The 25,565-nt window shown below is 63.3% G+C and carries 25 protein-coding genes; 8 read left to right on the forward strand and 17 right to left on the reverse strand.

Annotated elements, in window-relative coordinates:
• The first annotated feature begins 14 nt into the window (after positions 1 to 14).
• The 6 genes from I4X03_RS16175 to I4X03_RS16200 all read left to right on the forward strand — a co-directional run bounded on the left by I4X03_RS16175 (position 15) and on the right by I4X03_RS16200 (position 3,866).
• A complete protein-coding gene (locus I4X03_RS16175; RefSeq protein ID WP_223469272.1) occupies positions 15 to 455 on the forward strand; it encodes a putative periplasmic lipoprotein in 441 nt (146 codons plus the stop codon).
• On the forward strand, positions 455 to 1,162 hold the full coding sequence (locus tag I4X03_RS16180; RefSeq protein WP_223469273.1) for a hypothetical protein: 708 nt from the start codon (positions 455 to 457) through the stop codon (positions 1,160 to 1,162). The genes I4X03_RS16175 and I4X03_RS16180 overlap by 1 nt, the downstream gene beginning before the upstream one ends.
• 154 nt (positions 1,163 to 1,316) lie before the next feature.
• The gene (locus tag I4X03_RS16185) at positions 1,317 to 2,186 is read left to right on the forward strand and encodes a prepilin peptidase (RefSeq protein ID WP_223469274.1); all 870 of its coding nucleotides are present in this window, start codon (positions 1,317 to 1,319) and stop codon (positions 2,184 to 2,186) included.
• A 2-nt stretch (positions 2,187 to 2,188) separates the two neighbouring features.
• Complete coding sequence (gene coaE, locus I4X03_RS16190; protein ID WP_223469275.1) at positions 2,189 to 2,848, forward strand: dephospho-CoA kinase; 660 nt, start codon at positions 2,189 to 2,191, stop codon at positions 2,846 to 2,848.
• Positions 2,849 to 2,912: 64 nt separating this feature from the next.
• Complete coding sequence (gene zapD, locus I4X03_RS16195; RefSeq protein ID WP_223469276.1) at positions 2,913 to 3,668, forward strand: cell division protein ZapD; 756 nt, start codon at positions 2,913 to 2,915, stop codon at positions 3,666 to 3,668.
• Positions 3,669 to 3,683: 15 nt separating this feature from the next.
• Positions 3,684 to 3,866, forward strand: a complete 183-nt coding sequence (locus I4X03_RS16200) for a DNA gyrase inhibitor YacG (RefSeq protein ID WP_223469277.1) — start codon at positions 3,684 to 3,686, stop codon at positions 3,864 to 3,866.
• 75 nt (positions 3,867 to 3,941) lie between these two features.
• Here the strand turns inward: I4X03_RS16200 and I4X03_RS16205 are convergent, their stop codons facing one another.
• The 3 genes from I4X03_RS16205 to argJ are packed head-to-tail and all read right to left on the reverse strand — an operon-like array spanning position 3,942 to position 6,465.
• On the reverse strand, positions 3,942 to 4,349 hold the full coding sequence (locus I4X03_RS16205; protein WP_267874066.1) for an NUDIX domain-containing protein: 408 nt from the start codon (positions 4,347 to 4,349) through the stop codon (positions 3,942 to 3,944).
• Positions 4,342 to 5,220, reverse strand: a complete 879-nt coding sequence (locus I4X03_RS16210; RefSeq protein ID WP_223469278.1) for an ATP-binding protein — start codon at positions 5,218 to 5,220, stop codon at positions 4,342 to 4,344. Before I4X03_RS16210 ends, I4X03_RS16205 begins: the two co-directional genes overlap by 8 nt.
• A gap of 6 nt (positions 5,221 to 5,226) precedes the next feature.
• The gene (gene argJ / locus I4X03_RS16215) at positions 5,227 to 6,465 is read right to left on the reverse strand and encodes a bifunctional glutamate N-acetyltransferase/amino-acid acetyltransferase ArgJ (protein WP_223469279.1); all 1,239 of its coding nucleotides are present in this window, start codon (positions 6,463 to 6,465) and stop codon (positions 5,227 to 5,229) included.
• A 214-nt stretch (positions 6,466 to 6,679) separates the two neighbouring features.
• Between argJ and I4X03_RS16220 the strand changes: the two genes are divergently transcribed.
• Entirely contained in the window at positions 6,680 to 8,278 is a 1,599-nt protein-coding gene (locus I4X03_RS16220) for a methyl-accepting chemotaxis protein (protein ID WP_223469280.1), read from the forward strand.
• Here the strand turns inward: I4X03_RS16220 and I4X03_RS16225 are convergent.
• Both I4X03_RS16225 and secA read right to left on the reverse strand, forming a co-directional pair.
• Complete coding sequence (locus tag I4X03_RS16225) at positions 8,265 to 8,513, reverse strand: hypothetical protein (RefSeq protein WP_223469281.1); 249 nt, start codon at positions 8,511 to 8,513, stop codon at positions 8,265 to 8,267. The two genes, I4X03_RS16220 and I4X03_RS16225, sit on opposite strands and share 14 nt — an antisense overlap.
• A gap of 216 nt (positions 8,514 to 8,729) precedes the next feature.
• Entirely contained in the window at positions 8,730 to 11,489 is a 2,760-nt protein-coding gene (gene secA, locus I4X03_RS16230) for a preprotein translocase subunit SecA (protein ID WP_223469282.1), read from the reverse strand.
• A 214-nt stretch (positions 11,490 to 11,703) separates the two neighbouring features.
• On the opposite strand from secA, the gene I4X03_RS16235 reads away from it, so the two are divergent.
• Positions 11,704 to 12,165, forward strand: a complete 462-nt coding sequence (locus I4X03_RS16235) for a DciA family protein (protein ID WP_223469283.1) — start codon at positions 11,704 to 11,706, stop codon at positions 12,163 to 12,165.
• Between the two features lie 2 nt (positions 12,166 to 12,167).
• Here I4X03_RS16235 and lpxC read toward each other — a convergent pair whose 3' ends face one another.
• The 12 genes from lpxC to mraY form a co-directional block, all read right to left on the reverse strand.
• The gene (gene lpxC, locus I4X03_RS16240) at positions 12,168 to 13,103 is read right to left on the reverse strand and encodes a UDP-3-O-acyl-N-acetylglucosamine deacetylase (protein WP_223469284.1); all 936 of its coding nucleotides are present in this window, start codon (positions 13,101 to 13,103) and stop codon (positions 12,168 to 12,170) included.
• A 40-nt stretch (positions 13,104 to 13,143) separates the two neighbouring features.
• Entirely contained in the window at positions 13,144 to 13,986 is an 843-nt protein-coding gene (locus I4X03_RS16245) for a DMT family transporter (protein WP_223469476.1), read from the reverse strand.
• Between the two features lie 186 nt (positions 13,987 to 14,172).
• Positions 14,173 to 14,679: a peroxiredoxin gene (locus tag I4X03_RS16250; RefSeq protein ID WP_223469285.1), complete on the reverse strand. Its 507-nt coding sequence runs from the start codon at positions 14,677 to 14,679 to the stop codon at positions 14,173 to 14,175.
• A 164-nt stretch (positions 14,680 to 14,843) separates the two neighbouring features.
• Positions 14,844 to 16,049, reverse strand: coding sequence for a cell division protein FtsZ (ftsZ, locus tag I4X03_RS16255; RefSeq protein WP_223469286.1), 1,206 nt, complete (start codon positions 16,047 to 16,049; stop codon positions 14,844 to 14,846).
• A 137-nt stretch (positions 16,050 to 16,186) separates the two neighbouring features.
• The gene (ftsA, locus tag I4X03_RS16260; protein ID WP_223469287.1) at positions 16,187 to 17,419 is read right to left on the reverse strand and encodes a cell division protein FtsA; all 1,233 of its coding nucleotides are present in this window, start codon (positions 17,417 to 17,419) and stop codon (positions 16,187 to 16,189) included.
• A gap of 9 nt (positions 17,420 to 17,428) precedes the next feature.
• Positions 17,429 to 18,253 carry a cell division protein FtsQ/DivIB gene (locus tag I4X03_RS16265; protein WP_223469288.1) on the reverse strand — a complete coding sequence of 275 codons (825 nt, stop codon included), beginning with the start codon at positions 18,251 to 18,253 and terminating at the stop codon, positions 17,429 to 17,431.
• Positions 18,254 to 18,259: 6 nt separating this feature from the next.
• Entirely contained in the window at positions 18,260 to 19,219 is a 960-nt protein-coding gene (locus I4X03_RS16270; RefSeq protein ID WP_223469289.1) for a D-alanine--D-alanine ligase, read from the reverse strand.
• Positions 19,216 to 20,613 (reverse strand): UDP-N-acetylmuramate--L-alanine ligase, encoded by a 1,398-nt coding sequence (gene murC, locus I4X03_RS16275; RefSeq protein WP_223469290.1) that lies wholly within the window; start codon positions 20,611 to 20,613, stop codon positions 19,216 to 19,218. Before murC ends, I4X03_RS16270 begins: the two co-directional genes overlap by 4 nt.
• Positions 20,610 to 21,695, reverse strand: coding sequence for an undecaprenyldiphospho-muramoylpentapeptide beta-N-acetylglucosaminyltransferase (gene murG / locus I4X03_RS16280; protein WP_223469291.1), 1,086 nt, complete (start codon positions 21,693 to 21,695; stop codon positions 20,610 to 20,612). Before murG ends, murC begins: the two co-directional genes overlap by 4 nt.
• Positions 21,692 to 22,900 carry a putative lipid II flippase FtsW gene (ftsW, locus tag I4X03_RS16285; RefSeq protein ID WP_223469292.1) on the reverse strand — a complete coding sequence of 403 codons (1,209 nt, stop codon included), beginning with the start codon at positions 22,898 to 22,900 and terminating at the stop codon, positions 21,692 to 21,694. The genes murG and ftsW overlap by 4 nt, the downstream gene beginning before the upstream one ends.
• Positions 22,900 to 24,396 carry a UDP-N-acetylmuramoyl-L-alanine--D-glutamate ligase gene (gene murD / locus I4X03_RS16290; protein ID WP_223469293.1) on the reverse strand — a complete coding sequence of 499 codons (1,497 nt, stop codon included), beginning with the start codon at positions 24,394 to 24,396 and terminating at the stop codon, positions 22,900 to 22,902. The genes ftsW and murD overlap by 1 nt, the downstream gene beginning before the upstream one ends.
• Positions 24,396 to 25,565, reverse strand: a complete 1,170-nt coding sequence (gene mraY, locus I4X03_RS16295) for a phospho-N-acetylmuramoyl-pentapeptide-transferase (RefSeq protein WP_223469294.1) — start codon at positions 25,563 to 25,565, stop codon at positions 24,396 to 24,398. Before mraY ends, murD begins: the two co-directional genes overlap by 1 nt.

Here is a 25,565-nt window from a genome sequence, read left to right on the forward strand (position 1 = left end):
ATCAAAGGATCACTATGAAACTCGTCGCCGCATGTGTGGCAGCCGTCGTGCTGCTGGCCGGATGCCAGGCCCCGTATCAGGAAGGCGCCCAGATGGGCTTGCGCGTCAACGACCAAATGGCGCCGAACGCGCGCATCCAGTACGACCAGGTCGTCATTCTCGACAAGGTGCTGCAAAATAGTAAAAGCGGCAAGATCGCCGTCGAACAGCAGGGCGCGCGCCGCAATCCCACCGGCACCCTCAAAGTGATCGCGATGCTGCGCAACCGCACCGACTTCCCGCAAGTGCTGGAAGCGCGTACCAGCTACTTCGACAATGGCTTCGCGCCGACCGAAAAGCCGTCGTCGTGGACCCGCATCCACATGGACCCGAACGGCGTCGCGAGCTATGAAGAGTCGTCGATGGCGGCGCAGGCCGTGGCCCACTACCTGGTCGAGGTCAGGGAGGCGCGCTGATGAAATCACTCATTCTCGCCACCTTGCTGGCTTGCGCCGGCGTGGCGCAGGCCCAGAACCTGGCGCTGCCGGAACCAATGAAGCTCGCGCCGCTGACCGGCCCGAGCGCGATGGACCCGGCCGAAACGCCCATGCTGGCGCAAGACGCCGGCAGCGGCGACTTCCGCACGTGGTACACCAGCCAGAAACGCCCTGCGATGGCGGTCTATTTCAACCGTGAACTTGACCAGCTGCCGCCCGGCTGGGAAGGCCGCAGCCGCCTGCTGATCGAAGACACCATCGTCGCCGGCAAGGAAGTCGACGCCCGCACGATCAGCGTCGGCGTCCAGCAGAATACCCAGCGCCAGTCGCGCGCACGGTCGCAGCTGGCCAGGCTGTTCGAGCAGTCGCTCGGCGCCGAGCTGAAAAAGCAAAATGTGCACCTGGTCGATAGCACGGTGCTGCACCGCAAGCTGGCCGCATCGAACCGCGACACGCGCACCGACATCGAATACGACTCGCTCAGCCGCGCCGCGCGCTTCGTACTGGAAGTCGAACTGGTGTGCCTGAACGGCGAGTGCGAGGCGGTCGCCAATCTGAAGGACATCCGTAACGGCGACGTTCCGGCCACGGTCAGGCAGAAGATCGGCACCCTCGACAACTCGTCCGAGATCGACCGGATCAGCCGCGCACTGGTGCAACGCCTGATGCAGTTCAAAGTAGTTTAAGCAATGCGATGCCGCCGGCCTCGCCGGTGGCTATTCTCCCCTCCCCGCACACAATTATTTGCCCACAGGTAAGCATTAGGGGTGCCAACGCGACCAGAAACCCCTACAATAGAACGATGTAGGGCACTGCCCGTTGACTCGACTGTGGAGCACCATGCTACCGGAAACACTTCTGTTCGCCCCTGCTGGCTCGATCGGCGCCACGCTCGCCGCCGCCCTGTTCGGCCTGCTGATCGGCAGTTTCCTGAACGTTGTCATCTACCGCATTCCGAAAATGATGCAGCGCGAGTCCGACAACTACGTGGCGAGCGAAAGCGGCAAGGAACTGCCGCATACCGACCGCTTCAACCTGATGGTGCCGCGCTCGGCCTGCCCGCACTGCGGGCACCAGATCACGGCGATGGAAAACATCCCGGTGATCAGCTGGCTGGCCCTGCGCGGCAAATGCCGCGCCTGCAAGGCGCCGATCTCGCCACGCTATCCAGCCATTGAACTGCTCACCGGCGTGCTGTCGGCGCTGATGGTGTGGACCTTCGGCAGCGGCGAAGCCGGCCTGGCCACCCTGGTGTTTACCTGGCTGCTGATCGCGATGACCTTCATCGACTTCGACACCCAGCTGCTGCCTGACGACCTGACCTATCCGCTGCTGTGGCTTGGCCTGCTGGTCAACCTGCACGGCATGTTCGTACCGCTGCATGAGGCGGTGATCGGCGCGGCGGCCGGCTACATGATCTTGTGGAGCATCTACTGGCTGTTCAAGCTGGTGACCGGCAAGGAAGGCATGGGCTACGGCGACTTCAAGCTGCTAGCCGCGCTCGGCGCCTGGCTCGGCTGGGGCATGCTGCCGACGATCATCCTGCTGTCCTCGGTGGTCGGCGCGGTGGTCGGCATCAGCCTGATCGTCTTCACCAAACATGGCCGCGACAAGCCGATTCCTTTCGGTCCCTACCTGGCTGCGGCCGGGCTGATCGCCCTGCTGTTCGGAACCCAGATTTCCGGGTTCACCCAGGGCCTGCTGGCTTAAGCATGGCAAGCGGCGCCGCCACCACTCCCCAGCGCCGTTTCAGCGTCGGCCTGACGGGCGGCATCGGCTGCGGCAAGACCACGGTGGCGAACATGTTCGCCGCACTGGGCGCATCGGTGATCGACACCGACGAGATTGCCCACTCCCTGACCGCGCCGCATGGCGCCGCCATGGCGGCCATTGTCGGCGAGTTCGGCGCCGCCTTCGCCACCGCAGACGGCGCGCTTGACCGCGCCGCGATGCGCGCGCTGGTCTTCTCCGACAGCACCGCGCGCCACCGGCTCGAAGCGATCCTGCATCCGCGCATCCGCGACGCCGCATATGCGGCCGCGGCGATCGCCACCGGCAGCTACCTGATCTTCGTGGTGCCGCTGCTGATCGAATCGGGCACGTGGCGCGAGCGGGTCGACCGCATACTGGCCATCGACTGCCCTGAAGACGTCCAGGTCGCACGCGTGATGGCGCGTAACGGCATGCCCGAAGCGCAGGTGCGCGCCATCATGGCGACCCAGGTGACGCGTGCGCAAAGACTGGCGGCAGCGGACGATGTGGTCGTCAATGACGATGGACTAGACCTTTTGACGCCGCAAATCGCGTCTTTACACGCGAAATATCTGGGTTTTTCCGAAAGAATGTCCCGATTGCCGTTGGAGCATTTGTAATTTTGTCTCGCTTGGTTCAGAATCACGTGATTGTCGTTCAGCCTACATTTACAGGGATGTCACTTTGATCGTCTACGAATATCCTTTCAATGAGCGAATTCGCACATTGTTGCGGCTGGAAGACTTGTACGAGAAGTTTAAGTTCTTTGTGAACCAGGAACACGCGATGCAACACCACGTTGCATTGGCCACCATCTTCGACATGCTCGAAGTTGCCGGCCGCGCCGATCTTAAATCCGACCTGCTCCAGGAACTGGAGCGCCAGAAGCAAAGCCTGCTCAGTTTCCGATCCAACCCGAAGGTCGTCCCCGAGATGCTCGACGCGGTGCTCAACGAGCTGGAAACCGTCGCCAGCGCGCTGGTTGGCGCGCAAGGCAAGACCGGGCAGAACATCCGCGACAACGAATGGCTGATGAGCATTCGCGGCCGCACCATCATTCCGGGCGGCGCCTGCGAGTTCGACCTGCCGTCGTACTACGCCTGGCAGCAGCGGCCCGCGCAGCAGCGCTACGACGACATCGCCAACTGGTTCGCACCGCTGGCGCCGTTGTTCGACGCGCTCTCGCTGGTGCTGCGCCTGTTGCGCGATTCCGGCGGCCCGGTCAAAATGATCGCCCTCACGGGAAGCTACCAGCAAATGCTGCAGGGGAAGGTGTATCAGATGCTGCGCCTGACCCTGGACGAATCGATCGGCGCGATCCCCGAGATATCCGCCAACAAATACATGTTGTGGGTTCGCTTCACAACGCAGGGCGGCGATATGAAACCGAAGCCGCTGGAAGACGATGTGCCGTTCGAGCTCACGCTTTGCAACTTTTAACGCTGTGAGTTAATCATGCCAGTAGTAGCCTGCCCCACCTGCGGCAAGAAGGTCGAATGGACCGAAGCCAACAAGTACCGCCCGTTCTGTTCAGAGCGCTGCAAACAGATCGATCTCGGCGCCTGGGCCGAAGAGAAGTTCGTGATTCCGGGACCGTCGATTGACGACGAGCCGTTGCCTGACAAGGACAACGGGTGATGATATCGTTCCCGCGAAAGCGGGAACCTATGCTGAGCGTGCCCGGTATGGATTCCCGCCTGCGCGGGAATGACGTTATTGGTAACGGACCTTATCCAGCCACGCCAGCAACGGTATCGTCGCCGGCAACAAGGGCTCCACGCCCACCGTCCCCTGCCATGCGAATGCCTGCCCCTCAAGGCTCTGCGGCTCGCCGCGCCATTCGCGGCTGATGAAGAAATGCAGCCGCACATGCGCGTGTTCGTACACATGCTCGATGCCGCACCACTCCTGCGCGCTGACCACCTCGATGCCCAGCTCTTCGACAAACTCGCGCTTGAGCGCCTGCAGGATCGATTCGCCCGGATCGACTTTCCCGCCCGGGAACTCCCAGTAGCCCGCATACGGCTTGCCATCGGGCCGCTGCCCGAGCAGCACATCGCCATTCGGCTTCATCAAGATTCCAACGGCCACGTCGATCGGGCGTGCCTGTGCCTCACTCATTCGGGTGCTTCCCTGCGTAATCCTTGGCGAACTGCCACGCCACGCGGCCCGAGCGCGAACCGCGCTGCAAGGCCCATTGCAGCGCCTCGGTGCGCGCCGCCTCGACCTGCTGCGCATCACAGCCGAAGCTGCCCAGCCAGTGCGCCACGATGTCCAGATAATCATCCTGCTTGAACGGATAGAACGACAACCACAGTCCGAAGCGCTCCGACAGCGAGATCTTCTCTTCGACCGTCTCGCCCGGATGCAGGTCGCCGTCGCCAACATGCTTGTAGCTGGCGTTATCGGACATCTTCTCGGGCATCAGGTGGCGGCGGTTGGAGGTCGCGTAAATCAGCACATTGTCCGACTGCGCGGAGATGCCGCCGTCGAGCGCCACCTTGAGCGCCTTGTAGCCGCTCTCGCCTTCTTCGAACGACAGGTCGTCGCAGAAGATCACGAAGCGCTCGGGACGCCCGGCCACCAGCTCGACGATGTCGGCCAGCTCGGCCAGGTCTTCCTTGTCCACTTCGATCAGGCGCAAGCCATCGCCCGCGAACTGGTTCAGGCAGGCCTTGATCAGCGATGACTTGCCGGTGCCGCGCGCGCCGGTCAGCAGCACGTTATTGGCCGGCCGGCCCTGCACGAACTGGCGCGTATTCTGCTCGATCTGCCGCTTCTGATTGGCGATGTTGTGCAGGTCATCGAAACCGATCGACGACACGTGCGTCACCGGCTGCAGGTAGCTGGCGCCGCCGCTGGTGCGCTTGCGCCAGCGGAAGGCAAAGCTGCGCTTCCAGTCCGGCTCGCGCGGGTACGACGGCGGCAGCACCGCTTCCACCCGCTGCAGCAGCGCCTCGGCGCGCAGCAGGAACTGTTCGAGCGGCGTCATGTGGGCTTACGAGCGGTAGTCGGCGTTGATGGTGACGTAGTCGTGCGACAGGTCGCAGGTCCAGACCGTGGCGGCGGCATCGCCGCGCGCCAGCTTGACGCGCACCGTGATCTCGCTCTGCTTCATCACGCGCTGGCCGTCCGCTTCCTGGTAGTCAGGATTACGGCCGCCGTTCTTGGCGACCCAGACGTCGTCGAGGTACATGTCGAGCTTGGTCACGTCGAGGTCGTCCACGCCGGCGTAGCCGATCGCCGCGAGAATGCGGCCCAGGTTAGGGTCCGACGCGAAGAACGCGGTCTTGACCAGCGGCGAGTGGGCGATCGAGTAGGCGATCTTGCGGCATTCTTCAACGCTGCCGCCCTCTTCCACGGTGATGGTGATGAACTTGGTGGCGCCTTCGCCATCGCGGATGATCTGCTGGGCGAGGTTACGCGAGATGTCGGTAACGGCTTCCTTCAGCGCTTCGTATTCCGGCGTGCCGGCCGCATCGATGACCAGGCTGCCGGCGCCGGTGGCGATCAGCATGAACGAATCGTTGGTCGATGTGTCGCCGTCGATGGTGATGCAGTTGAACGAGTGGTCGGCGGCATGGCGTACCAGCTGGTCGAGCACAGGCTGCGCGACCTTGGCGTCGAACGCCAGGTAGCCCAGCATGGTGGCCATGTTCGGCTTGATCATGCCGGCGCCCTTGCTGATGCCGGTCATGGTGACGGTGTGCCCGCCAATCGTAACGGTGCGCGACGCGGCCTTCGGCTGCGTGTCGGTGGTCATGATGGCTTCGGCCGCGTTGTACCAGTTATCGGGCTGCAGGTTCGCCACCGCGTCAGGCAGGCCGGCGACGACCTTCGCCACTGGCAGCGGCTCGAGGATCACGCCGGTCGAAAACGGCAGGATCTGCTGCGGCTGGCAGTCGAGCAGCTTGGCCAGCGCGGCGCAAGTGGTTTGTGCGTTGGCCAGGCCGGATTCCCCGGTGCCCGCGTTGGCGTTGCCGGTATTGACCAGCAGCGCAACGATCTTGTCGCCGCCCGCTCCGGCGGTGGCCAGGTTTGCCTTGCTGATCTGGACCGGCGCGGCGCAGAAGCGGTTTTTGGTGAACACGCCCGACACGGTGGCCGTCGGCGCCAGCTTCATTACCAGCACGTCCTTGCGGCCCGGCTTCTTGATGCCGGCTTCGGCGAAACCGATTTCGATGCCCTGGACAGGCTTCAGGTTCTCGGCGACGGGGAGTGGGGAATTGACGGCCATGGCGGGTTCTCTAGCAGTGGAAATGAAGCCGCTATTGTACGCCTCACTCGCAAGAATGAGAATTCGACCACGTTGCCCGCTATTCAGACCAACTGACATGAGTTCAATGTGAAATTAAACAATAACATCCGTTCCATTTACGCAACATTTACTACTTTCGATCACTTTTTTGGATAGAATTGGCGCTTTTTTCAGCAATGGAGTGACCTTCGCAATGTTTCAACAGATGAAAATCGGCACCAAGCTAAGCTTGGGATTCGGCGCGCTTGTACTCCTGATGCTGATCCTGGCGGCCATGTCCCTGTTCCGGCTGTCCGCAATTTCCACCGCCGTGAGCAACCAGGAAGTCGTCCAGCAGCAAAAGCTCGATCCGTTGTTTGCCACGCGAGAGGCGCTCGCGCAGACTGGCCTGGCGGCGCGCAACGCGTTTATCTTCGCCGACCCCCAGCAAGCAGCTGCCGAACTGGCCATCCTCGACCAGCAGAAAGCCATCTACCTGGCAAAGATTGAAGAGCTGCGGCCGCGCCTCGCGGGCAATGCGCAATTTGACAAGGTCCGCCAGGGCCTGCTGGTGATGGCGCGCGAACTCGAGCGGCCGCGGGCCTTCCGCGCTGCCGGACAGATGACCGAGTATGGGGAATTCCTGGTCAACGACTGCAGCCCGCTGCGCCGCCAGATCGTCACCGACATCGACGCGCTGCTCAAGTCGCTGCAAGCCGAAGTGACGATTGCCAATAACACTGCGCACGGCGTGTTCGACCAGTCGCTGATGATGGTCTCCGGCCTCACCTTGTTGACGTTGCTGGCCTGCGTCGCCATCGCGATCATGATCACCCGCGGACTGCTGCGCCAGCTCGGCGGCGAGCCTGCCTATGCGGCGGAACTGGCGGGCCGTATCGCGAACGGTGAACTGTCCGTCAGCGTTGCGACCCGCGCTGGCGACCAGGCAAGCCTGGTCTACGCCATCAGCACCATGCGCGACAACCTGGCCGGGATCGTTGGCCGTGTACGCAAGGGCACGGACGCGATTGCCACCGCATCGGAAGAAATCGCCTCCGGCAACCAGGACCTTTCCGCGCGCACCGAACACCAGGCGTCGGCGCTGGCGGAAGTGGCAACGCTGATGGACCAGCTCACGGCAACGGTGCGACAGAACGCCGACAACGCGCACGCGGCCAACACGCTGGCGCAGTCGGCGTCGGAAGTGTCGGCCGAAGGGGGCAAGGTGGTCGAACGCGTGGTCGAGACCATGGGTTCGATCAACGCGTCGTCGCGCAAGATCGTCGATATCATCGCGGTCATCGACGGCATTGCGTTCCAGACCAATATCCTGGCCCTGAATGCCGCTGTCGAAGCGGCGCGCGCCGGTGAACAGGGCCGCGGCTTCGCCGTGGTCGCGGCAGAAGTGCGCAACCTCGCGCAGCGCTCCGCGGCCGCCGCCAAGGAAATCAAGGGACTGATCGACGATTCGGTCGACCAGGTGGAACTGGGATCGCGGCTGGTCGAGGAAGCAGGCAGCACAATGAACAAGGTCGTCGACAGCGTGGGCAAGGTCACCGGCATCATGGCAGAGATCAGCAGTGCCAGCCGCGAGCAAAGCGCCGGCATCGAGCAGGTCAGCGGCGCGATTGGCGAAATGGATGCCATGACCCAGCAAAACAGCGCGCTGGTCGAACAGGCCGCCGCCGCCGCGCAGGAAATGCGCGGACAGGCAGCCGCGCTGGCTGCCACCGTTGGCTTGTTCAAGCTCGCCAGCGGCGCAACTGACGGCATGCCTCGCCGCGCCGCCCCGCTGGCGATCAGAGCGAACTGACCTCGCTGCGCGATGCGCTCGACCAGACCTGCATGCACTGGCCATCGGTCCAGCTGGTGCCTTCAGGGCAGGCGCACAGCTTGTTGTCGAGTTTGGTATTGGCTGGACACTGCGCCTGCTCCTGCGCCTTGAGGCTGCCGCCCACGTCGACCTGGTGGCGCGGCGGCTGCACGCCCCACCACAGGGCAACCAGCAAACCTGCGACGACAACTCCCGCGGTGCGAACTGAGTTCATGGCATCCTCCGAATCAGCGAACGATGCCCTTAGATTGCAGTATGCGGGCGGAACTGGGTTGCGCCTTGTCAACCTCGTGTCAGCCAGCAAGCAATCCATGCACGGTTGCCACGCCAGTCCCGCGTCCAGACGCCGCCCCAAGTCCGGCAACACGCGCGGATAAAAAAAGGGAGGAAAAGCTTTCGCTCTTCCTCCCTTTTTATTCGGCGCTTCGCTTTAAGCGAGCTTGCCGTGGCACTGCTTGAACTTCTTGCCGCTGCCGCAAGGGCATGGGTCGTTGCGGCCGACCTTGATGCCCATGTAGCCTTCTTCCTCGGTCACCGCTGGCGCCGCGGCCGGGGCCAGCAGTTCTTCCGGGCCGGCGTCCGGATTGAAGTCCGCGTGCTGGAAGTTGAGGTTCTCGACATGCGACTGGGCCATCGCCGCTTCGGCCGCATCGATCTCTTCGCGCGACTGGATGCGTACCGTCATGATCGTGCGAACGACTTCGTTCTTGATCAGGTCGAGCATCGCGCCAAACAGCTCGAACGCTTCGCGCTTGTATTCCTGCTTCGGGTTCTTCTGCGCATAGCCGCGCAGGTGGATACCCTGGCGCAGGTGGTCCAGCGCCGCGAGGTGTTCGCGCCAGTGGGTGTCCACGCTCTGCAGCATGACGTTGCGCTCGAAGCCGCCGAACGATTCCTTGCCGACGATGGCGACCTTCGCCGCGTACGATTCTTCAGCCGCAGCCAGCACGCGCTCAAGGATGTCTTCGTCGTTCAGGTTGGTGTCGGCCGCCAGCATGTCGGACAGCGGAATATCCAGGTTCCATTCATTGGCCAGGGTCGATTGCAGGCCCGCGACGTCCCACTGCTCTTCGACCGATTCGGCCGGCACATGGGCGTGCACCAGTTCGGTGAACACGCCTGCGCGCAGCGATGCGATCAGTTCCGAGATGTCGGTCGCTTCCAGCAGTTCGTTACGCTGGGTGTAGATCACCTTGCGCTGGTCGTTGGCGACGTCGTCGTATTCGAGCAGCTGCTTGCGGATGTCGAAGTTGCGCGCTTCAACCTTGCGCTGCGCCGATTCGATCGAGCGCGACACGATGCCCGCTTCGATTGGTTCGCCTTCCGGCATCTTCAGGCGGTCCATGATCGCGCGTACGCGGTCGCCGGCGAAGATGCGCAGCAGCGCGTCGTCGAGCGACAGGTAGAAGCGCGACGAGCCTGGGTCGCCCTGGCGGCCGGAACGGCCACGCAGCTGGTTGTCGACGCGGCGCGACTCATGGCGCTCGGTGCCGATGATGTGCAGGCCTCCTTCCTTGACCACCAGGTCATGCAGCGATTGCCATTCGTCGCGCAGCTTGGCCGATTGCGCGGCTTTGTCGGCGTCAGGCAGGTCGGCGTTCGCTTCGATGATCTGGATCTGCTTTTCGACGTTGCCGCCCAAAACGATGTCAGTACCGCGGCCGGCCATGTTGGTGGCGATGGTGACCATCTTCGGACGGCCCGCCTGCGCAATGATCTCCGCTTCGCGGGCGTGCTGCTTCGCGTTCAGGACGTTGTGCTCGATGCCGGCCTTGGTCAGGATACCCGACAGCAGTTCCGAGTTTTCGATCGAGGTGGTACCAACCAGTACCGGCTGGCCGCGCTCGCAGCAGTCGCGGATGTCGACCAGCATCGCCTGGTACTTCTCGTCGGACGATTTGTAGACCTGGTCCTGGCGGTCCTTGCGCTGCGAAGGACGGTTCGGCGGGATGACCACGGTTTCGAGGCCGTAGATTTCCTGGAATTCGTACGCTTCGGTGTCGGCGGTACCGGTCATGCCGGCCAGCTTGGCGTACATGCGGAAGTAGTTCTGGAAGGTGATCGAGGCCAGCGTCTGGTTCTCGTTCTGGATGCGCACACCCTCCTTCGCTTCGACTGCCTGGTGCAGGCCGTCCGACCAGCGGCGGCCCGTCATCAGGCGGCCGGTGAATTCGTCGACGATCACCACTTCATTGTTCTGCACCACGTACTGCTGGTCCTTGTGGTACAGCGCGTGGGCGCGCAGCGCCGCGTACAGGTGGTGGATCAGGGTGATGTTGGCGGCGTCGTACAGCGAGGCGCCTTCCGGCAGCAGGCCCATCTTGGTCAGGATTTCTTCGGCGTGCTCGTGACCGCGTTCGGTCAGCAGCACGGTGTGCGCCTTCTCGTCCTTGGTGTAGTCGCCCGGGACCTTGATCTCGCCCTTGCCGTCCGGCGTTTCTTCGCCGATCTGCAGGGTCAGCATGGCCGGCAGTTCGTTGAGCTTGTGATACAGCTCGGTGTGGTTCTCGGCCTGGCCGGAAATGATCAGCGGGGTGCGCGCCTCATCGATCAGGATCGAGTCGACTTCATCGACGATCGAGAAGTTCAGGCCGCGCTGCACGCGCTCGCTGGCCTCGTAGACCATGTTGTCGCGCAAGTAGTCGAAACCAAACTCGTTGTTGGTGCCGTAGGTGATGTCCGAGGCGTAGGCCTTCTGCTTGGTGTCGTGGTCCATCTGCGACAGGTTGATACCGGTCGTCAGGCCCAGCCAGCCGTACAGGCGTCCCATCCACTCGGCGTCGCGCTGCGCCAGGTAATCGTTGACGGTAATCACGTGCACGCCCTTGCCGGACAGCGCATTGAGGTAAGCCGGCAGGGTCGCCATCAGGGTCTTGCCCTCGCCCGTGCCCATCTCCGCGATTTTGCCATGGTGCAAGACCATGCCGCCGATCATCTGAACGTCGAAGTGGCGCATCTTGAGGACGCGGCGCGCGGCTTCGCGGCACACAGCGAACGCTTCCGGCAGGATGTCATCCAGCGACGTACCCGCGGCGACGCGCGCCTTGAATTCAGGGGTTTTCGCCTGGAGCTCAGCGTCCGACAGCTTTTCGATCTGCGGCTCGAGTGCATTGATCTCGCGAACCGTTTTTTGGTATTGCTTAAGCAGCCGCTGGTTACGGCTACCGAAAATCTGAGTCAGTAATGACATGCTTGAATTCTTGAAAAAGACGCCGAAAAAGAAACCCGGATGATAGCAAAATTACATCACCCTGAGGCCGAGTGTGGCAAAAAGACGGTGATTTTATCATGCGAACCCGACGCAAATGGGGTTTATGGTCTGGATAACAAGGTGTGCCGAGTATAAACACTTCGCATTTCGCGGCCATACGCGCAGCGGCGGCAGCTGTGATATGTTTCGCGCTATGCATATTTATGGTACCAAGACCTTCAAGACGTTCGGCGCCACCGACTTCTTGCGCAAGAACGACCGTCTGGCCAGCCTGATGCCGGCGGCGATGCGCATGGCCCGCTTGCAGAAAGACTGCGCCGATGCGCTGCCGCCGCTGTTTTCCAGCTGCGACGTGATGGCGTTCGAGCAGGGCCAGCTGCTGCTGGCAGTGCCGACCTCGGCATTGGCGGCGCGCCTCAAGCAGCAGTTGCCGAAACTGCAGGGCGATCTTCAGAAGCGCGGCTGGCAGGTCGATGCGATCAAGCTGAAAGTGCAGGTGACCCGCGCGGCCGGACCGGTGGTCGAAATCCGCAAGCTGTCGATGCCGGATAACGCGGTGACGGCCTTCGAGGAGCTGGGCGACGCCCTGGAAGCGACGCCGCAGAACGAAAAACTGATCGCCGCCATCAAGTCGATGGCGGCCAAGCGGCGCTAGGCTTAGGTCAGCGACCACTCGCTGGTCATCTGGCGCTGGTACGACGGTGGCGCCTGGTCGATCGAATCGAACGAGACGATCTCGTAGGCGCTTGGGTCCTTCAGCAGTTCCAGCAGCAGCATGTTGTTAAGCGCATGGCCCGACTTGTGGGCGTGGTAGCTGGCCACCAGCGGATGTCCTACCAGGTACAAGTCGCCGATCGCGTCGAGGATCTTGTGGCGCACGAACTCGTCTTCGTAGCGCAGGCCGTCCGAATTGAGGATCCGGTATTCATCCATTACGATCGCGTTTTCCAGCGAACCGCCGCGCGCCAGGCCCATGCCGCGCAGGCTTTCGACGTCCTGCATGAAACCGAAGGTGCGCGCGCGCGCCACATCATGCACATACGAGACGTCGCCAAAATCGACCTTGGCGCGCTGCATCGTGCCATCCACCGCCGGGTGATTGAATTCGATGAAGAAGTCGAGCTTGAACCCGTCGTGCGGCGACAGGCGCGCCCACTTTTCGTTGTTGCCGCTGCCCTGGCGTACTTCCACGTCCTTGAGCACACGGACGAACTTCTTGGCCGCGCCCTGCTCTTCCACGCCGGCCTGCTGCAGCAGGTAGACGAACGACGATGCCGAACCGTCCATGATGGGAATTTCTTCGGCCGACACGTCGATGTACAGATTGTCAATGCCAAGGCCGGCGCACGCCGACATCACGTGTTCGACGGTCGACACGCGCGCGTCGTCCTTGATCAGCACCGACGCCATGCGGGTGTCGCCGACGATTGATGGGGTCGACGGAAACTCGACGATCGGGTCGAGGTCGACGCGGCGGAACACGATGCCGGTACCGATCGCCGCCGGGCGAAAGGTCAGCACGACCTTGGTGCCGGAGTGCAGGCCGACACCGGTGGTGCGGACCTCTTGTTTGACGGTTCTTTGTTTAAGCATGCCCAGATTATATCCGGGTTGAAATCCCCCTGCTGAACGCCTAGGGATGTTCACTTTCCGCATGAACACGTTCGTGGCGGATCAGGTAAATGCCGCTGCCGATGATGATCGCCGCGCCCAGCAGCGTGTACTCGTCGGGCAGGGTCTGCCACAGCAGCCAGTCGATCGCCACGCCCCAGGCCAGCGCCGAGTATTCAAACGGCGCCACGCTCGACGCCTCGCCCGAGCTGAACGCTTCGGTGATGGCGATCTGGCCGAGGAAGCCGCTGATCGCCAGGCCCACCAGCAGCCAGGCGTCGGCCATGCGCAGGTTGACCCAGTTCGGCGCGGCGACGATGGTCGCGCCAAAGCCCATCAGCATGATCAGCCAGAACATCACGTGTTCGGAGCGGTCGGTGCGCGCCAGGATGCGCGCGGCGATGGCCGAAATCGCATACGCCACGGCCGAACCGAGGATGGCCAGGCCGCCCAGGGTCATCATGCCCTCGCCGGTCGGACGCAGCACCACCAGCACGCCGGCCAGGCCGACCGCGATCGCGATCCAGCGCGTCGCGTCGACGGTCTCCTTCAGGAACACCACCGACAGCGCGGTGATCAGCGCCGGGGCGATGAAGAAGATCGTGTAGGCCTCGGCCAGCGACAGGTTTTTGAGGCCGAAGGCGAACAGGCCAAGCATTGCGATGCCAAGCACGCCGCGCAGCACGTGCAGCGGCCAGCGCACCTGGGTGAGGTTGCGGAAGGCGCCGCGCCATGCCATGTAGGCAAGCAGCAGCGGCATCGACGACAGCGCGCGCAGCGATGCCACCTGCACCGGCGGATAGATCTGGGCCAGCAGCTTCATGGCCGTGTCCATCAGCGAAAACATGGCGACGGCGATCAGCATCGCGTAGATGCTGCGCAGGTTGCCGTTGACGGCTGTTGTTCTTGTTTGATTCATAAAACACGCATTCAAATGAAAGTAGGGCGGAAGAGCGGAGCGTTATCCGCCATGAGCCGCGTTGGCGCATGCATGGCGGATGACGCTTCGCTCTTCCGCCCTACCAGAGCGGACAACGAAGTGGCTTAAAGCTTAAGCCAGTTGCTTCAGCATCGTTTCGGCATTCGAGACTTCGAAGCCGCCGCCCTGCTCGACGTTCAGCTGCTTGACGACGCCGTCTTCGACCAGCATCGAGTAGCGCTGCGAGCGCGTGCCCATGCCGAATTTCGAGAAGTCGGCATCCAGGCCGAGCGCCTTCGAGAATGCCGCGTTGCCGTCAGCCATCATGCGGACGATGCCGGTGGCCTTCTGGTCACGGCCCCACGCGCCCATGACGAACGCGTCATTGACCGAGATGCACCAGATTTCGTCGACGCCGGCGGCCTTGAACTCGGCTGCGTGCTGGACATAGCCAGGAACGTGCTGTGCCGAGCAGGTCGGGGTGTAGGCGCCAGGCAGGCCGAAGATCGCGATCTTCTTGCCTTTAACCAAGTCAGCAACCTGGAACGTGTTCGGGCCGAGCGCGCAACCTTCGGTCTCGGTCTCTACGAATTCAGCCAGGGTGCCTTCCGGGAGGCGGTCGCCGATGTTGATGGTCATGTATGACTCCTTCTAGTGTGTTGGGGAACGGTAATGTCGTTGATTGAATAGTATGCCTGATCCGCCATTTTTCTGCTCGATGGCGCCCAAAAAACAAACGGCGGACGGGCAAGTTGCCGGTCCGCCGTTCGACGTCGTTCCCGCGCAAGCGGGAATGGCGTCATTTAGTCAGCTTGCTTGCGCAGGAACGCTGGAATGTCGTAGGTCTCGACGCCATTGCGCTGCATCGCCTGGACCTGCTCGGAGGCCTGCTCGCGGCGCCATACGGCTGGCTGCTTCATGCCGTCCATCGCGCCGCCTGCCGAAGCCGAACCCATCGTCACGCCGGCCGACGCCGCGCCCATGCCGCCCGACGCCATCATCGGCTGGTTGTGGGTACCGGTGCGCAGCATCGGAGTCTGGACCAGCTGCATCGCCTTCTTGGCTTTGCCCAGACCCGTGGCCACCACGGTGACGCGGATGTCGTCGCCCATGTCGTCGTCGTACGCGATACCTTGCGCGATCGATGCGTCCGGCGCCGCGAACGCGCGCACCGCCGCCATGACTTCCTTGATTTCCTTGCCCTTCAGGCCGCGGCTGGCGGTGACGTTGACCAGCACGCCGCGCGCGCCGGACAGGTCGATACCGTCGAGCAGCGGCGACGCCACTGCCTGCTCGGCCGCGATGCGCGCACGGTCCACGCCGGAGGCGGTCGCGGTGCCCATCATGGCCTTGCCCTGCTCGCCCATGATGGTCTTGACGTCGTTGAAGTCGACGTTGATATGGCCAGGGACGTTGATGATCTCGGCGATACCGGCCACCGCGTTGTTCAGCACGTCGTCGGCGTGCTTCATCCAGTCGAGCATCGATTCATCTTCGTAGATGTCTTCCAGCTTTTCGTTGAGGATGATGATCAGCGAATCGACGTGCTGCGACAGGGCTTCGAGGCCTTCTTCAGCGATGTCCATGCACTTCTGGCCTTCGTACGAGAATGGCTTCGATACCACGGCCACGGTCAGCGCGCCCATCGACTTGGCGATTTCCGCCACGATCGGCGCGGCGCCGGTGCCGGTGCCGCCGCCCATGCCCGCGGCGATGAACACCATGTGCGCGCCGCGCAGCGAGTCTTCGATGCGGTTGCGCGATTCTTCGGCCAGCTGGCGGCCGACCGACGGCTTCATGCCGGCGCCCAGGCCGGTCTCGCCGATCTGGATGATGTTGTGGGCCGACGATGCCGCCAGCGCCTGGGCATCGGTATTTGCAGCGATGAACTCGACGCCCGAAACGCCCTTGTTGATCATGTGCTGAACCGCATTGCCACCTGCGCCGCCGACGCCGACGACTTTGATGACGGTTCCGAGTGCTGCGTTATCAACCATATCGAACTCCATGATGTACTCCTGATGAATTTGCCGTTTCCAAGCGCCAGGGCTCTTATTAATATGAAACCTGGAGATTGAAAACTGCGGTTATTTATTAAAAATCTGAAAAAGAATCCCGTATCCTGCTGCCCGCCCTGCCCTGCAACTTAAAAATTACCCAAGAACCATTCCTTCATACGCTGCCACACCGCCTTTACCGAGCCATCCTGACGCGTCACAATGTGGCCCCGCAAATACTGTTTCTTCGCTTCCAGCAGCAGGCCGAGCACAGTCGCATAACGCGGACTGCGCACGACGTCAGCCAGCTGGCCGCGGTAGTCCGGCACGCCAAGGCGCGCCGGCTTGAGGAAAATGTCTTCGGCCATTTCGGCCATGCCCGGCATGATCGAGGTGCCGCCGGTCAGCACGATGCCCGACGACAGCACGCCTTCGTAGCCGGAATCGCGCACCGCCTGGTGCACCATCGCGAACAGTTCTTCGACGCGCGGCTCGATCACGGCCGCCAGCGCCTGGCGCGACAGGGCGCGCGGCCCGCGGTCGCCGAGGCCCGGCACTTCGAGCGTCTCGCCCGGATCGGCCAGCACCTGCTTGGCCACGCCGTAGCGGATCTTGATCTCTTCGGCTTCCGAGGTCGGGGTGCGCAGCGCCATCGCGATGTCGTTGGTGATCTGGTCGCCGGCGATCGGGATGACCGCGGTGTGGCGGATCGCGCCGTCCGAGAACACCGCGATGTCGGTGGTGCCGCCGCCAATGTCGATCAGGACCACGCCCAGTTCTTTTTCGTCGGCCGTCAGCACCGCGTCGGCCGAAGCCATCGGCTGCAGGATCAGGTCCGACACTTCCAGCCCGCAGCGGCGCACGCACTTGACGATGTTCTGCACCGCCGATACCGCGCCGGTGACGATGTGCACGCGCACTTCCAGGCGCACGCCGCTCATGCCGATCGGCTCGCGCACATCTTCCTGCTTGTCGACGATGAATTCCTGCGGCACCGTGTGCAGCAGCTGCTGGTCGGTCGCGATGGTGACGGCCTTGGCGGTCTCGATCACGCGCGCCACGTCGGTGGCGGTAACTTCCTTGTCCTTGATCGCGACCATGCCGCTCGAATTGAACGAGCGGATATGGCTGCCCGCGATACCGGCATACACATTGCGGATCTTGCAGTCGGCCATCAGCTCGGCCTCTTCGAGCGCGCGCTGGATCGACTCGACGGTGGCCTCGATGTTGACGACGACGCCTTTCTTCAGGCCTTTCGACTCGTGCTGTCCGAGTCCGATGACCTCATGCCGTCCGTCGGCCATCACCTCGGCCACCACCGCCACCACCTTGGAGGTGCCGATGTCGAGTCCGACGATCAGATTTTTCGCGTCTTTTGTCATTTTGCTGGCCTACTGTTTATTCCGGTTTGTGCTGCTCGTTGAAGTCGTTTTTTTTGTTACAGCCTTGACTGGCTTGGTTATGTCGTTCGGCACCGACAAGCCGTGAGCCGATAACGCCAGCCCGTTCTGGTACCGCATGTCCACCGTCGCGATCCCCTCTTTCAGCAGGTTCGACAACTGCGGATAAATCCCCACCAGCCGGTCGACCCGCGTCTTGAGCGTCGCCGCATCCTGCTCCCTGCCCAGCGCCACCTGCATGCCGTTGCTGAACACCACCGTCCAGGCATAGCGCGACGACAGGTTCAACTCCGCCGGTATCAAACTCACCGGCGCGAACCAGTCGCGCAAGTTGAGGAACCGTGCCAGCACTTCCTTCTCGCTGCCCTTCGGGCCATCGAACGCCGGCAGCTCATGGTCTTCGTCCGCCTCCGCCAGGTTGGCGGTGAAGATATCTCCCTTCACCGACAGCAGCTTGCCATCCGCGCCCCAGGTGCCAAGCGCTTCATGTTCTTCCACTTCCACCACCAGCTGGTCCGGCCACTCGCGCCTGACCGTTGCGCGCCGTACCCAGGGCACCTGTTCAAACGCGCCGCGGACTTCTTCCAGGTCGGTGGTGAAGAAATTTCCCTTCACCTTGCCCAGCATGCCCTGCGTGAGCGTCAGCCTGTTCACATGCTTCAGGTCCATCCCGTACATGTGCTGCACATACACCGTTCGCAGGTCGAACATCGGACGCTGCGAGATCCACCAAACGCCTGAACCCAGCAATGCGATGACAACCAGCGCAATTAAAGTGTTCGCCGTTGCGTTCAAGGCCCTTACGTCTTGCCACATTCGCGCTTAGCCCTGCCCTTTCGCCATCTTCAGGCGTGCCGAGCGCAGGATTTCCACGCACAGGTCTTCGTAGCTGATGCCCAGCGCGCGCGCCGCCATCGGCACCAGCGAGTGCGAGGTCATGCCTGGCGAAGTATTTGCCTCGATCAGGAACGGCTTGTTGTCCGATACGCGCAGCATGAAGTCGATGCGCCCCCAGCCTTCGCAGCCAAGCGCGTTATACGCCAGCACCGCAAGGCGCTGCATTTCGGCGCTGGTCGCTTCGTCGATCACGGCCGGGCAGAAATACTTGGTGTCGTCGGTGAAGTACTTGTTCTGGTAGTCGTAGTTGCCGCCCGGCGCGACGATCTCGACGATCGGCAGCGCACGGGCGCTGCGGCCCTTGCCCAGCACCGCGACAGTGAACTCGCGGCCGGTCACGAACTGCTCGGCCAGCACCACGTCGCCCAAGCTTGCGGCCAGGTCGACCGCGGCCTGCAGCTCGGACTCCGCCATCACCTTGGTGATGCCGATGGTCGAGCCTTCGAGCGGCGGCTTGATCATCACCGGCAGGCCCAGTTCGGCCACCACCGACGACAGGTCCGACTTCGCATCCAGCGTCGCGTATTGCGGCGTCGGCAGCTTGTTCATCAGCCAGATCATCTTGGTATAGACCTTGTCCATGCCGATCGCGCAGGCCATCACGCCGCTGCCGGTGTATGGAATGTTCAGCTGTTCCAGCGCGCCCTGCAGGCTGCCGTCTTCGCCGAAGCGGCCGTGCAGCGCGATGAATACGCGGTCGAACTTTTCGGCGGCCAGTTCGGCGATGCTGCGCTCGCCCGGGTCGAACGCGTGGGCGTCCACGCCCTTGGCTTTCAAGGCTTCCAGCACGCCGGTGCCGGACATCAGCGACACTTCGCGCTCGGCGGAGCGTCCGCCGAACAGCACGCCGACCTTGCCGAATTCAGTAGTGGTAGTTGCGCTCACTTCGAGGCTTCTCCGTAGGTTGTCAGTTTGTTTGGAATGCCGCTGATCGAGCCGGCGCCCATCGTGATGACCACATCGCCGTCGCGCACCAGGCCCATCAGGGTGTCCGGCATGTCGGCCATCGCTTCAACGAAGATCGGTTCAACCTTGCCGCCCACGCGCAGCGCATGCGCCAGCGCGCGGCCATCGGCGGCCACGATCGGCTGCTCGCCTGCCGCGTACACCTCGGACAGCACCAGCACGTCGGGCGCGGACAGCACCTTGACGAAGTCTTCGAACAGGTCGCGCGTGCGGCTGTAGCGGTGCGGCTGGAACGCCAGCACCAGGCGGCGGCCCGGGTAGGCGGCGCGCGCGGCTTTCAGTGTGACTTCGGTTTCCACCGGATGGTGGCCGAAGTCGTCGACCAGCGCGAAGGTGCCGCCGCCAGGAATGGCCACGTCGCCGTAGCGGGTGAAGCGGCGGCCAACGCCGCGGAATTCGGCAAGTCCCTGCTGGGTCGCCTCGTCCTCGATACCGAGTTCGCGCGCAATCGCAATCGCCGAGCAGGCGTTCTGCACATTGTGCATGCCAGGCTGGTTCAGCACGAAGTCGGTGTCCGGATAGCCATCCTGGATGACGGTGAAGTGCATCTGCAGGCCTTCGGCGCGCGCATTCACGGCGCGAACCTGGGCATCTTCCGAGAAGCCGTAGGTGGTGATCGGCTTGGTCACTTCCGGCAGGATCGAGCGCACGTGCACGTCGTCGATACACAGCATCGCGCGGCCATAGAACGGCAGGCGGTGCGTAAAGTGCACGAAGGCGGCCTTGAGCTTTTCGAAATCGTGCTCGTAGGTGTCCATGTGATCGGCATCGATGTTGGTGATCACTTCCAGCATCGGCGTCAGGTTCAGGAACGAGGCGTCCGATTCGTCGGCTTCGGCCACGATATATTCGCCGGTGCCCAGTTTGGCGTTGGCGCCGGCGCTGGTCAGGCGCCCGCCAATGACGAAGGTCGGGTCAAGGCCGCCCTGCGCCAGCACCGATGCGACCAGGCTGGTGGTGGTGGTCTTGCCGTGGGTGCCGGCAATCGCGATGCCGCGCTTGAGGCGCATCAGTTCACCGAGCATGATCGCGCGCGGGACGATCGGGATCATCGCGGCGCGCGCTGCGACCACTTCCGGGTTGTCCGCCTGTACCGCGGTCGAGGTGACCACCGCATCGGCTTGCGCCACGTTGGCTTCCGAGTGGCCCAGCATGACGGTCGCGCCAAGTTCCTCAAGGCGCTGGGTCGCTGCGTTGGAGCCCAGGTCCGAGCCCGACACGGTGTAGCCGAGGTTGAGCAGCACTTCGGCGATGCCGCTCATGCCGCTGCCGCCGATACCGACGAAATGAATATTCTTGATCTTGTGTTTCATGCTCTTTTGTCCGTTCCAGCCAGTTGTTCCAACACGTTGGCGATCGCTTCATTCGCGTCGCGCTTGCCGACCAGCTTCGCCGCCGCCGCCATGTCCAGGCAGTCGTTGCGGGTCAGCGATTGCAGCAAGGCCGCCATACTCTTTGCACTCAATTCGGTTTGCGGCAGGTGAATCGCCGCATGCTGCTTTGCCATCCACACCGCGTTGTCGCGCTGGTGGCCGGTGGTCGACGCCATGAACGGCACCAGCACGCTGGCCACGCCCGCCGCTGTCAGTTCCGACACGGTGATCGCGCCGGCGCGGCAGATCACGATGTCGGCTTCAGCGTAGGCGGCGGCCATGTCGTCGATGAAGTCCACCACGTTCGCTTGCACGCCGGCGGCGGCGTACGACGCGCGCAGCGCCTCGATGTTTTTCTTGCCCGACTGGTGGGTCACCAGCGGACGCTGGTCCGGCGCGAACATCGCCAGCGCGGCCGGCACGCTGTCGTTGAGGACCTTGGCGCCCAGGCTGCCGCCGACCACCAAAATGCGCAGCACGCCGGTGCGGGCCGCGAAACGCGACTCCGGCGCCGGCATATCGAGAATCTCCTTGCGTACCGGGTTACCGGTGACGATGGCCTTGCTGGCGGCGCGGCCGAAATCGGCCGGGAAGCCGAACATCACGCGCTGCGCGATCGGCGCCAGCGTCTTGTTCGACAACAGCAGCGCCGCATCGGCGTTGACCAGTGCCAGCGGCACGCCGGCGCAGCGCGCCATCATCCCGCCGGGCACGCACACATAGCCGCCCATGCCCAGCACCACGTCCGGCTTGCGCAAACGGATGATGCGCATGCAGGTGGCGAAGCTGGCCGCCATCTTGAAGGCGCCGCGCACGGTGTGGCCGAGGCCCTTGCCGCGCATGCCGGCGAAATCGATGGTATCCATCTCGATGCCGTTCTTCGGCACCAGGTCGGTCTCCATGCCGTGCGAGGTGCCAAGCCAGCTCACTTCCCAGCCGCGCTGGCGCATGGTCTGCGCGATCGCGATGCCAGGGAAGATATGCCCGCCGGTGCCGGCCGCCATGATCATCAGGCGCTTCATGTGCGGCCTCCGCGCATCATCACCCGGTTTTCGTAATCGATGCGCAGCAGGATCGCCAGGCCAACGCAATTGAACAGCACGCCCGAACCGCCGTAGCTCATCAACGGCAGGGTCAAGCCCTTGGTTGGCAGCAGGCCGAGGTTGACGCCCATGTTGATGAAGGTTTGCACGCCGATCCAGATGCCGATGCCCTTGGCGGTCAGGCCCGCGAACACCTGGTCGATGGCGATCGCCTGGCGGCCGATGTCGAACGCGCGCTTGACCAGCCAATAGAACATCGCGATCACGATCAGCACGCCGGCCAGGCCGAGTTCTTCGCCGATCACGGCCATGATGAAGTCGGTGTGGGCTTCCGGCAGGTAGTGCAGTTTCTCGACGCTGCCGCCCAGGCCCACGCCAAAGAATTCGCCGCGTCCGAAAGCAATCAAGGAATGCGTGAGCTGGTATGCCTTGTCGAGCGCATTGTCTTCCTGCCACGGGTCGAGGTAGGCGAACATGCGCGCGCGGCGGAACGGCGACAGCGCGATGATCGCGCCAAACGTCGCCACCAGCAGCATCACGATGCCGCCGAACCAGACGATGTTGATCCCGCCCAGGAACAGGATGCCCATGGCGATACAGACGATGACGCCGAAGGCGCCAAGGTCGGGCTCGAGCAGCAGCAGGCCACCGATCAGGGTGATCGCGGCGGCCATCGGCATGAAGCCCTTGGTCAGCTTGTGCATGTATTCCTGCTTGCGCACCGTGTAGTCGGCCGCGTACAGCACGGCGGCGATCTTCATCACTTCGGACGGCTGCAGGTTGAAGATTTTCAGGTTCAGCCAGCGCTGCGCACCGTTGACCGAGACGCCAATGCCTGGAATGAGCACGATCGTCAGCAGCACCAGCGTACCGACGAACATGAGCGGCGCGTAGCGCTGCCAGGTCGCGATGCGGATGCGGAACACAAACAGCGCGGCAATCACCGAGACCACGATGAAGATCGCCTGGCGCTGCACGAAGTAGTTGTTCTTGTAGTTCGCGAACTTCGGCGAGTCGGGCAGCGCGATGGAGGCGGAGTACACCATCACCATCCCGAACAGCATCAGCAGCAGGGTCACCCAGACCAGCGGCTGGTCATATTCCATCATTTTCGACGGATTGCGTCCACCCGACAGCGCGTCCGACGACGATCCGGAAAACTTGAATGGAAGCTGGATGGCCATCAGATGTCCTGTCCTTTTTCCAGCGCCAGCTCGCGCACCGCGTCGACGAACACCTGCGCGCGGTGCGCGTAGTTGGTGAACATGTCCATGCTGGCGCATGCGGGCGACAGCAGCACGCAATCGCCGCCTTGCGCCAGCTTTGCGGCGCGCTGCACAGCTTCCGGCAGGGTTGCGCAGTCGATCATGTCGACGCCGGCAGGCTCGATCGCGCTGCGCAGCAGCGGCGCGTCGCGGCCGATCAGCACCACCGCGCGCACATGGCGCGACACTGGTTCGGCCAATGGATCGAATTCCTGGCCTTTGCCGTCGCCGCCGGCGATCAGCACAATTTTCTGGTTATCGCCGCCGAACGCCTTGCCCAGGCCATTGAGCGCGGCGACGGTCGCGCCGACATTGGTGCCCTTGCTGTCGTCATAAAATTCGACGCCGTCGATGGTCGTCACCAGTTCGACGCGGTGCGGCTGGCCCTGGAATTCGCGCAGGCCGTGCAGCAGCGGCGCGAACGGCAGGCCGATGGCGCGGCACAAGGCCAGCGCGGCCAGCGCGTTCGATGCGTTGTGGATGCCACGGATGCGCAGCGCGTCGGCCGGCATCAGGCGGTTGAGGATGCAAGGCACCTCTTCCACCGGCTCGTTCTTGCGGCGCTTCTTTTCGCTTTCTTCGCCAGGCGCACCGAAGGCGAGCCACAGCACGCCGCGTTCGTTCTGCAGGCCGAACGATCCGGCTTGTGCCGGCTCGCTGGTGCCGAAGGTGACCACATCGGCGGTCGCGTCGGCCATGCGCATCACCGCGGCGTCGTCGCGGTTCAACACGCGCACAGTGTGTGCGCCAAAGATGCGCGCCTTGTCGTTGGCGTACGAGGCCATGTCGCCGTGCCAGTCCAGGTGATCCTGGGTGACGTTCAACACGGTCGCAGCGTCGGCGTCGAGGCTGAAGGTCGCGTGCAGCTGGAAGCTGGACAGCTCAAGGATCCATGCCTGTGGCAGTTCGCCGGCGTCGAGCACTTCACGCAGCACGTCGAGCGCCGCCGGGCTGATGTTGCCGGCAACGCGCGTCGTCAAGCCTGCGCGCTCGCACAGCTGGCCGGTCAGGCTGGTGACGGTGGTTTTGCCGTTGGTGCCGGTGATGGCGATGACCTTCGGCGCATAGCCGCGCTCCTGCTTCAGGTGCGCGAGTGCCTGCGCGAACAGTTCGATCTCGCCCCATACCGGGATATTCTTTTCCTGAGCGGCTGGCGTAATGTCGGCCAGCTCGCGCTGCGGCATCAGGCCGGGGCTCACCGCAACGAAGTCGACGCCGTCGACCAGGCTGGCGGCCAGCGGACCGCCGACGAACTCGGCGCCGGGCACGGATTCGCGCAAGGCAGGCAAGCGCTGTGGCTCGGCGCGCGTGTCCGCCACGCGCACGGTTGCCCCGCAGCGTGCCAGCCATTGCGCCATTGCGAGCCCGGATTCCCCGAGCCCCAGCACCAGTGCCTTTTTGCCTTCGTAGATCATTAGCGAAGCTTCAGTGTGGACAGGCCGATCAGGACCAGCATCATCGTGATAATCCAGAAGCGGACGACGACCTGGGTCTCTTTCCAGCCTTTTTGCTCGAAGTGGTGGTGCAGCGGCGCCATCAGGAATACCCGCCGCCCCACCCCGTAGCGCTTCTTGGTGTACTTGAACCAGCTCACCTGGATCATCACGGAGATGGTCTCGGCGACGAAGATGCCGCCCATGATGAACAGGACGATTTCCTGGCGCACGATGACCGCGATGGTGCCCAGCGCGCCGCCCAGTGCCAGCGCGCCGACGTCGCCCATGAACATTTGCGCGGGGTGCGCGTTAAACCACAGGAAGGCCAGGCCCGCGCCAGCCATCGCGCCGCAGAAGATCAGCAGTTCGCCGGCGCCGGGAATGTGCGGGATGAACAGGTAGCGGGAGTAGTTCGCGCTGCCGGTCAGGTAAGCGAACAGGCCGAGCGCCGAGCCGACCATCACGGTTGGCATGATGGCCAGGCCATCGAGGCCGTCGGTGATGTTGACCGCGTTGCTCGAGCCGACGATGACGCAGTAGGTCAGCGCGATGAAGCCCCAGACGCCGACCGGGTAGCTGATGGTCTTGAAGAACGGGACGATCAGGTCGGCCTTCGGCGGCAGGTCCATCGAGAAGCCCGACTGCACCCACGCGAAGAACAGCTCCCACACCTTGGCCGGCGTCGCGGCGGACACCGAGAACGCCAGGTACAGCGCGGCCGCGATGCCGATCAAGGACATCCAGAAATACTTTTCGCCCGAGCGCATGCCTTCCGGGTCCTGGTGCACCACTTTGCGGTAGTCGTCGACCCAGCCGATCGCGCCATAACCGAGCGTGACGACCAGCACAGGCCAGATCAGGCGGTTCGACAAATCGGCCCACAGCAGGGTCGACACGCCGATCGCGATCAGGATCAGCACACCGCCCATGGTGGGGGTGCCGTGTTTTTTCAGGTGGGTCTGCGGACCGTTGGTGCGCACTGCCTGGCCGACCTTCATCCGCACCAGCATGCGGATGACGAACGGACCTGCGATCAGGCCGATCAATACCGCCGTAATGGTGGCGAACACCGCACGGAAGGTGATGAAGTTGAAAACGCGCAGCGGACCGATTTCGTCCTGGAAGAATTGTGCGAGCCAGAGCAGCAT

It is taken from the genome of Massilia soli (assembly GCF_016809835.1).
GTDB lineage: Bacteria > Pseudomonadota > Gammaproteobacteria > Burkholderiales > Burkholderiaceae_D > Telluria_A > Telluria_A soli.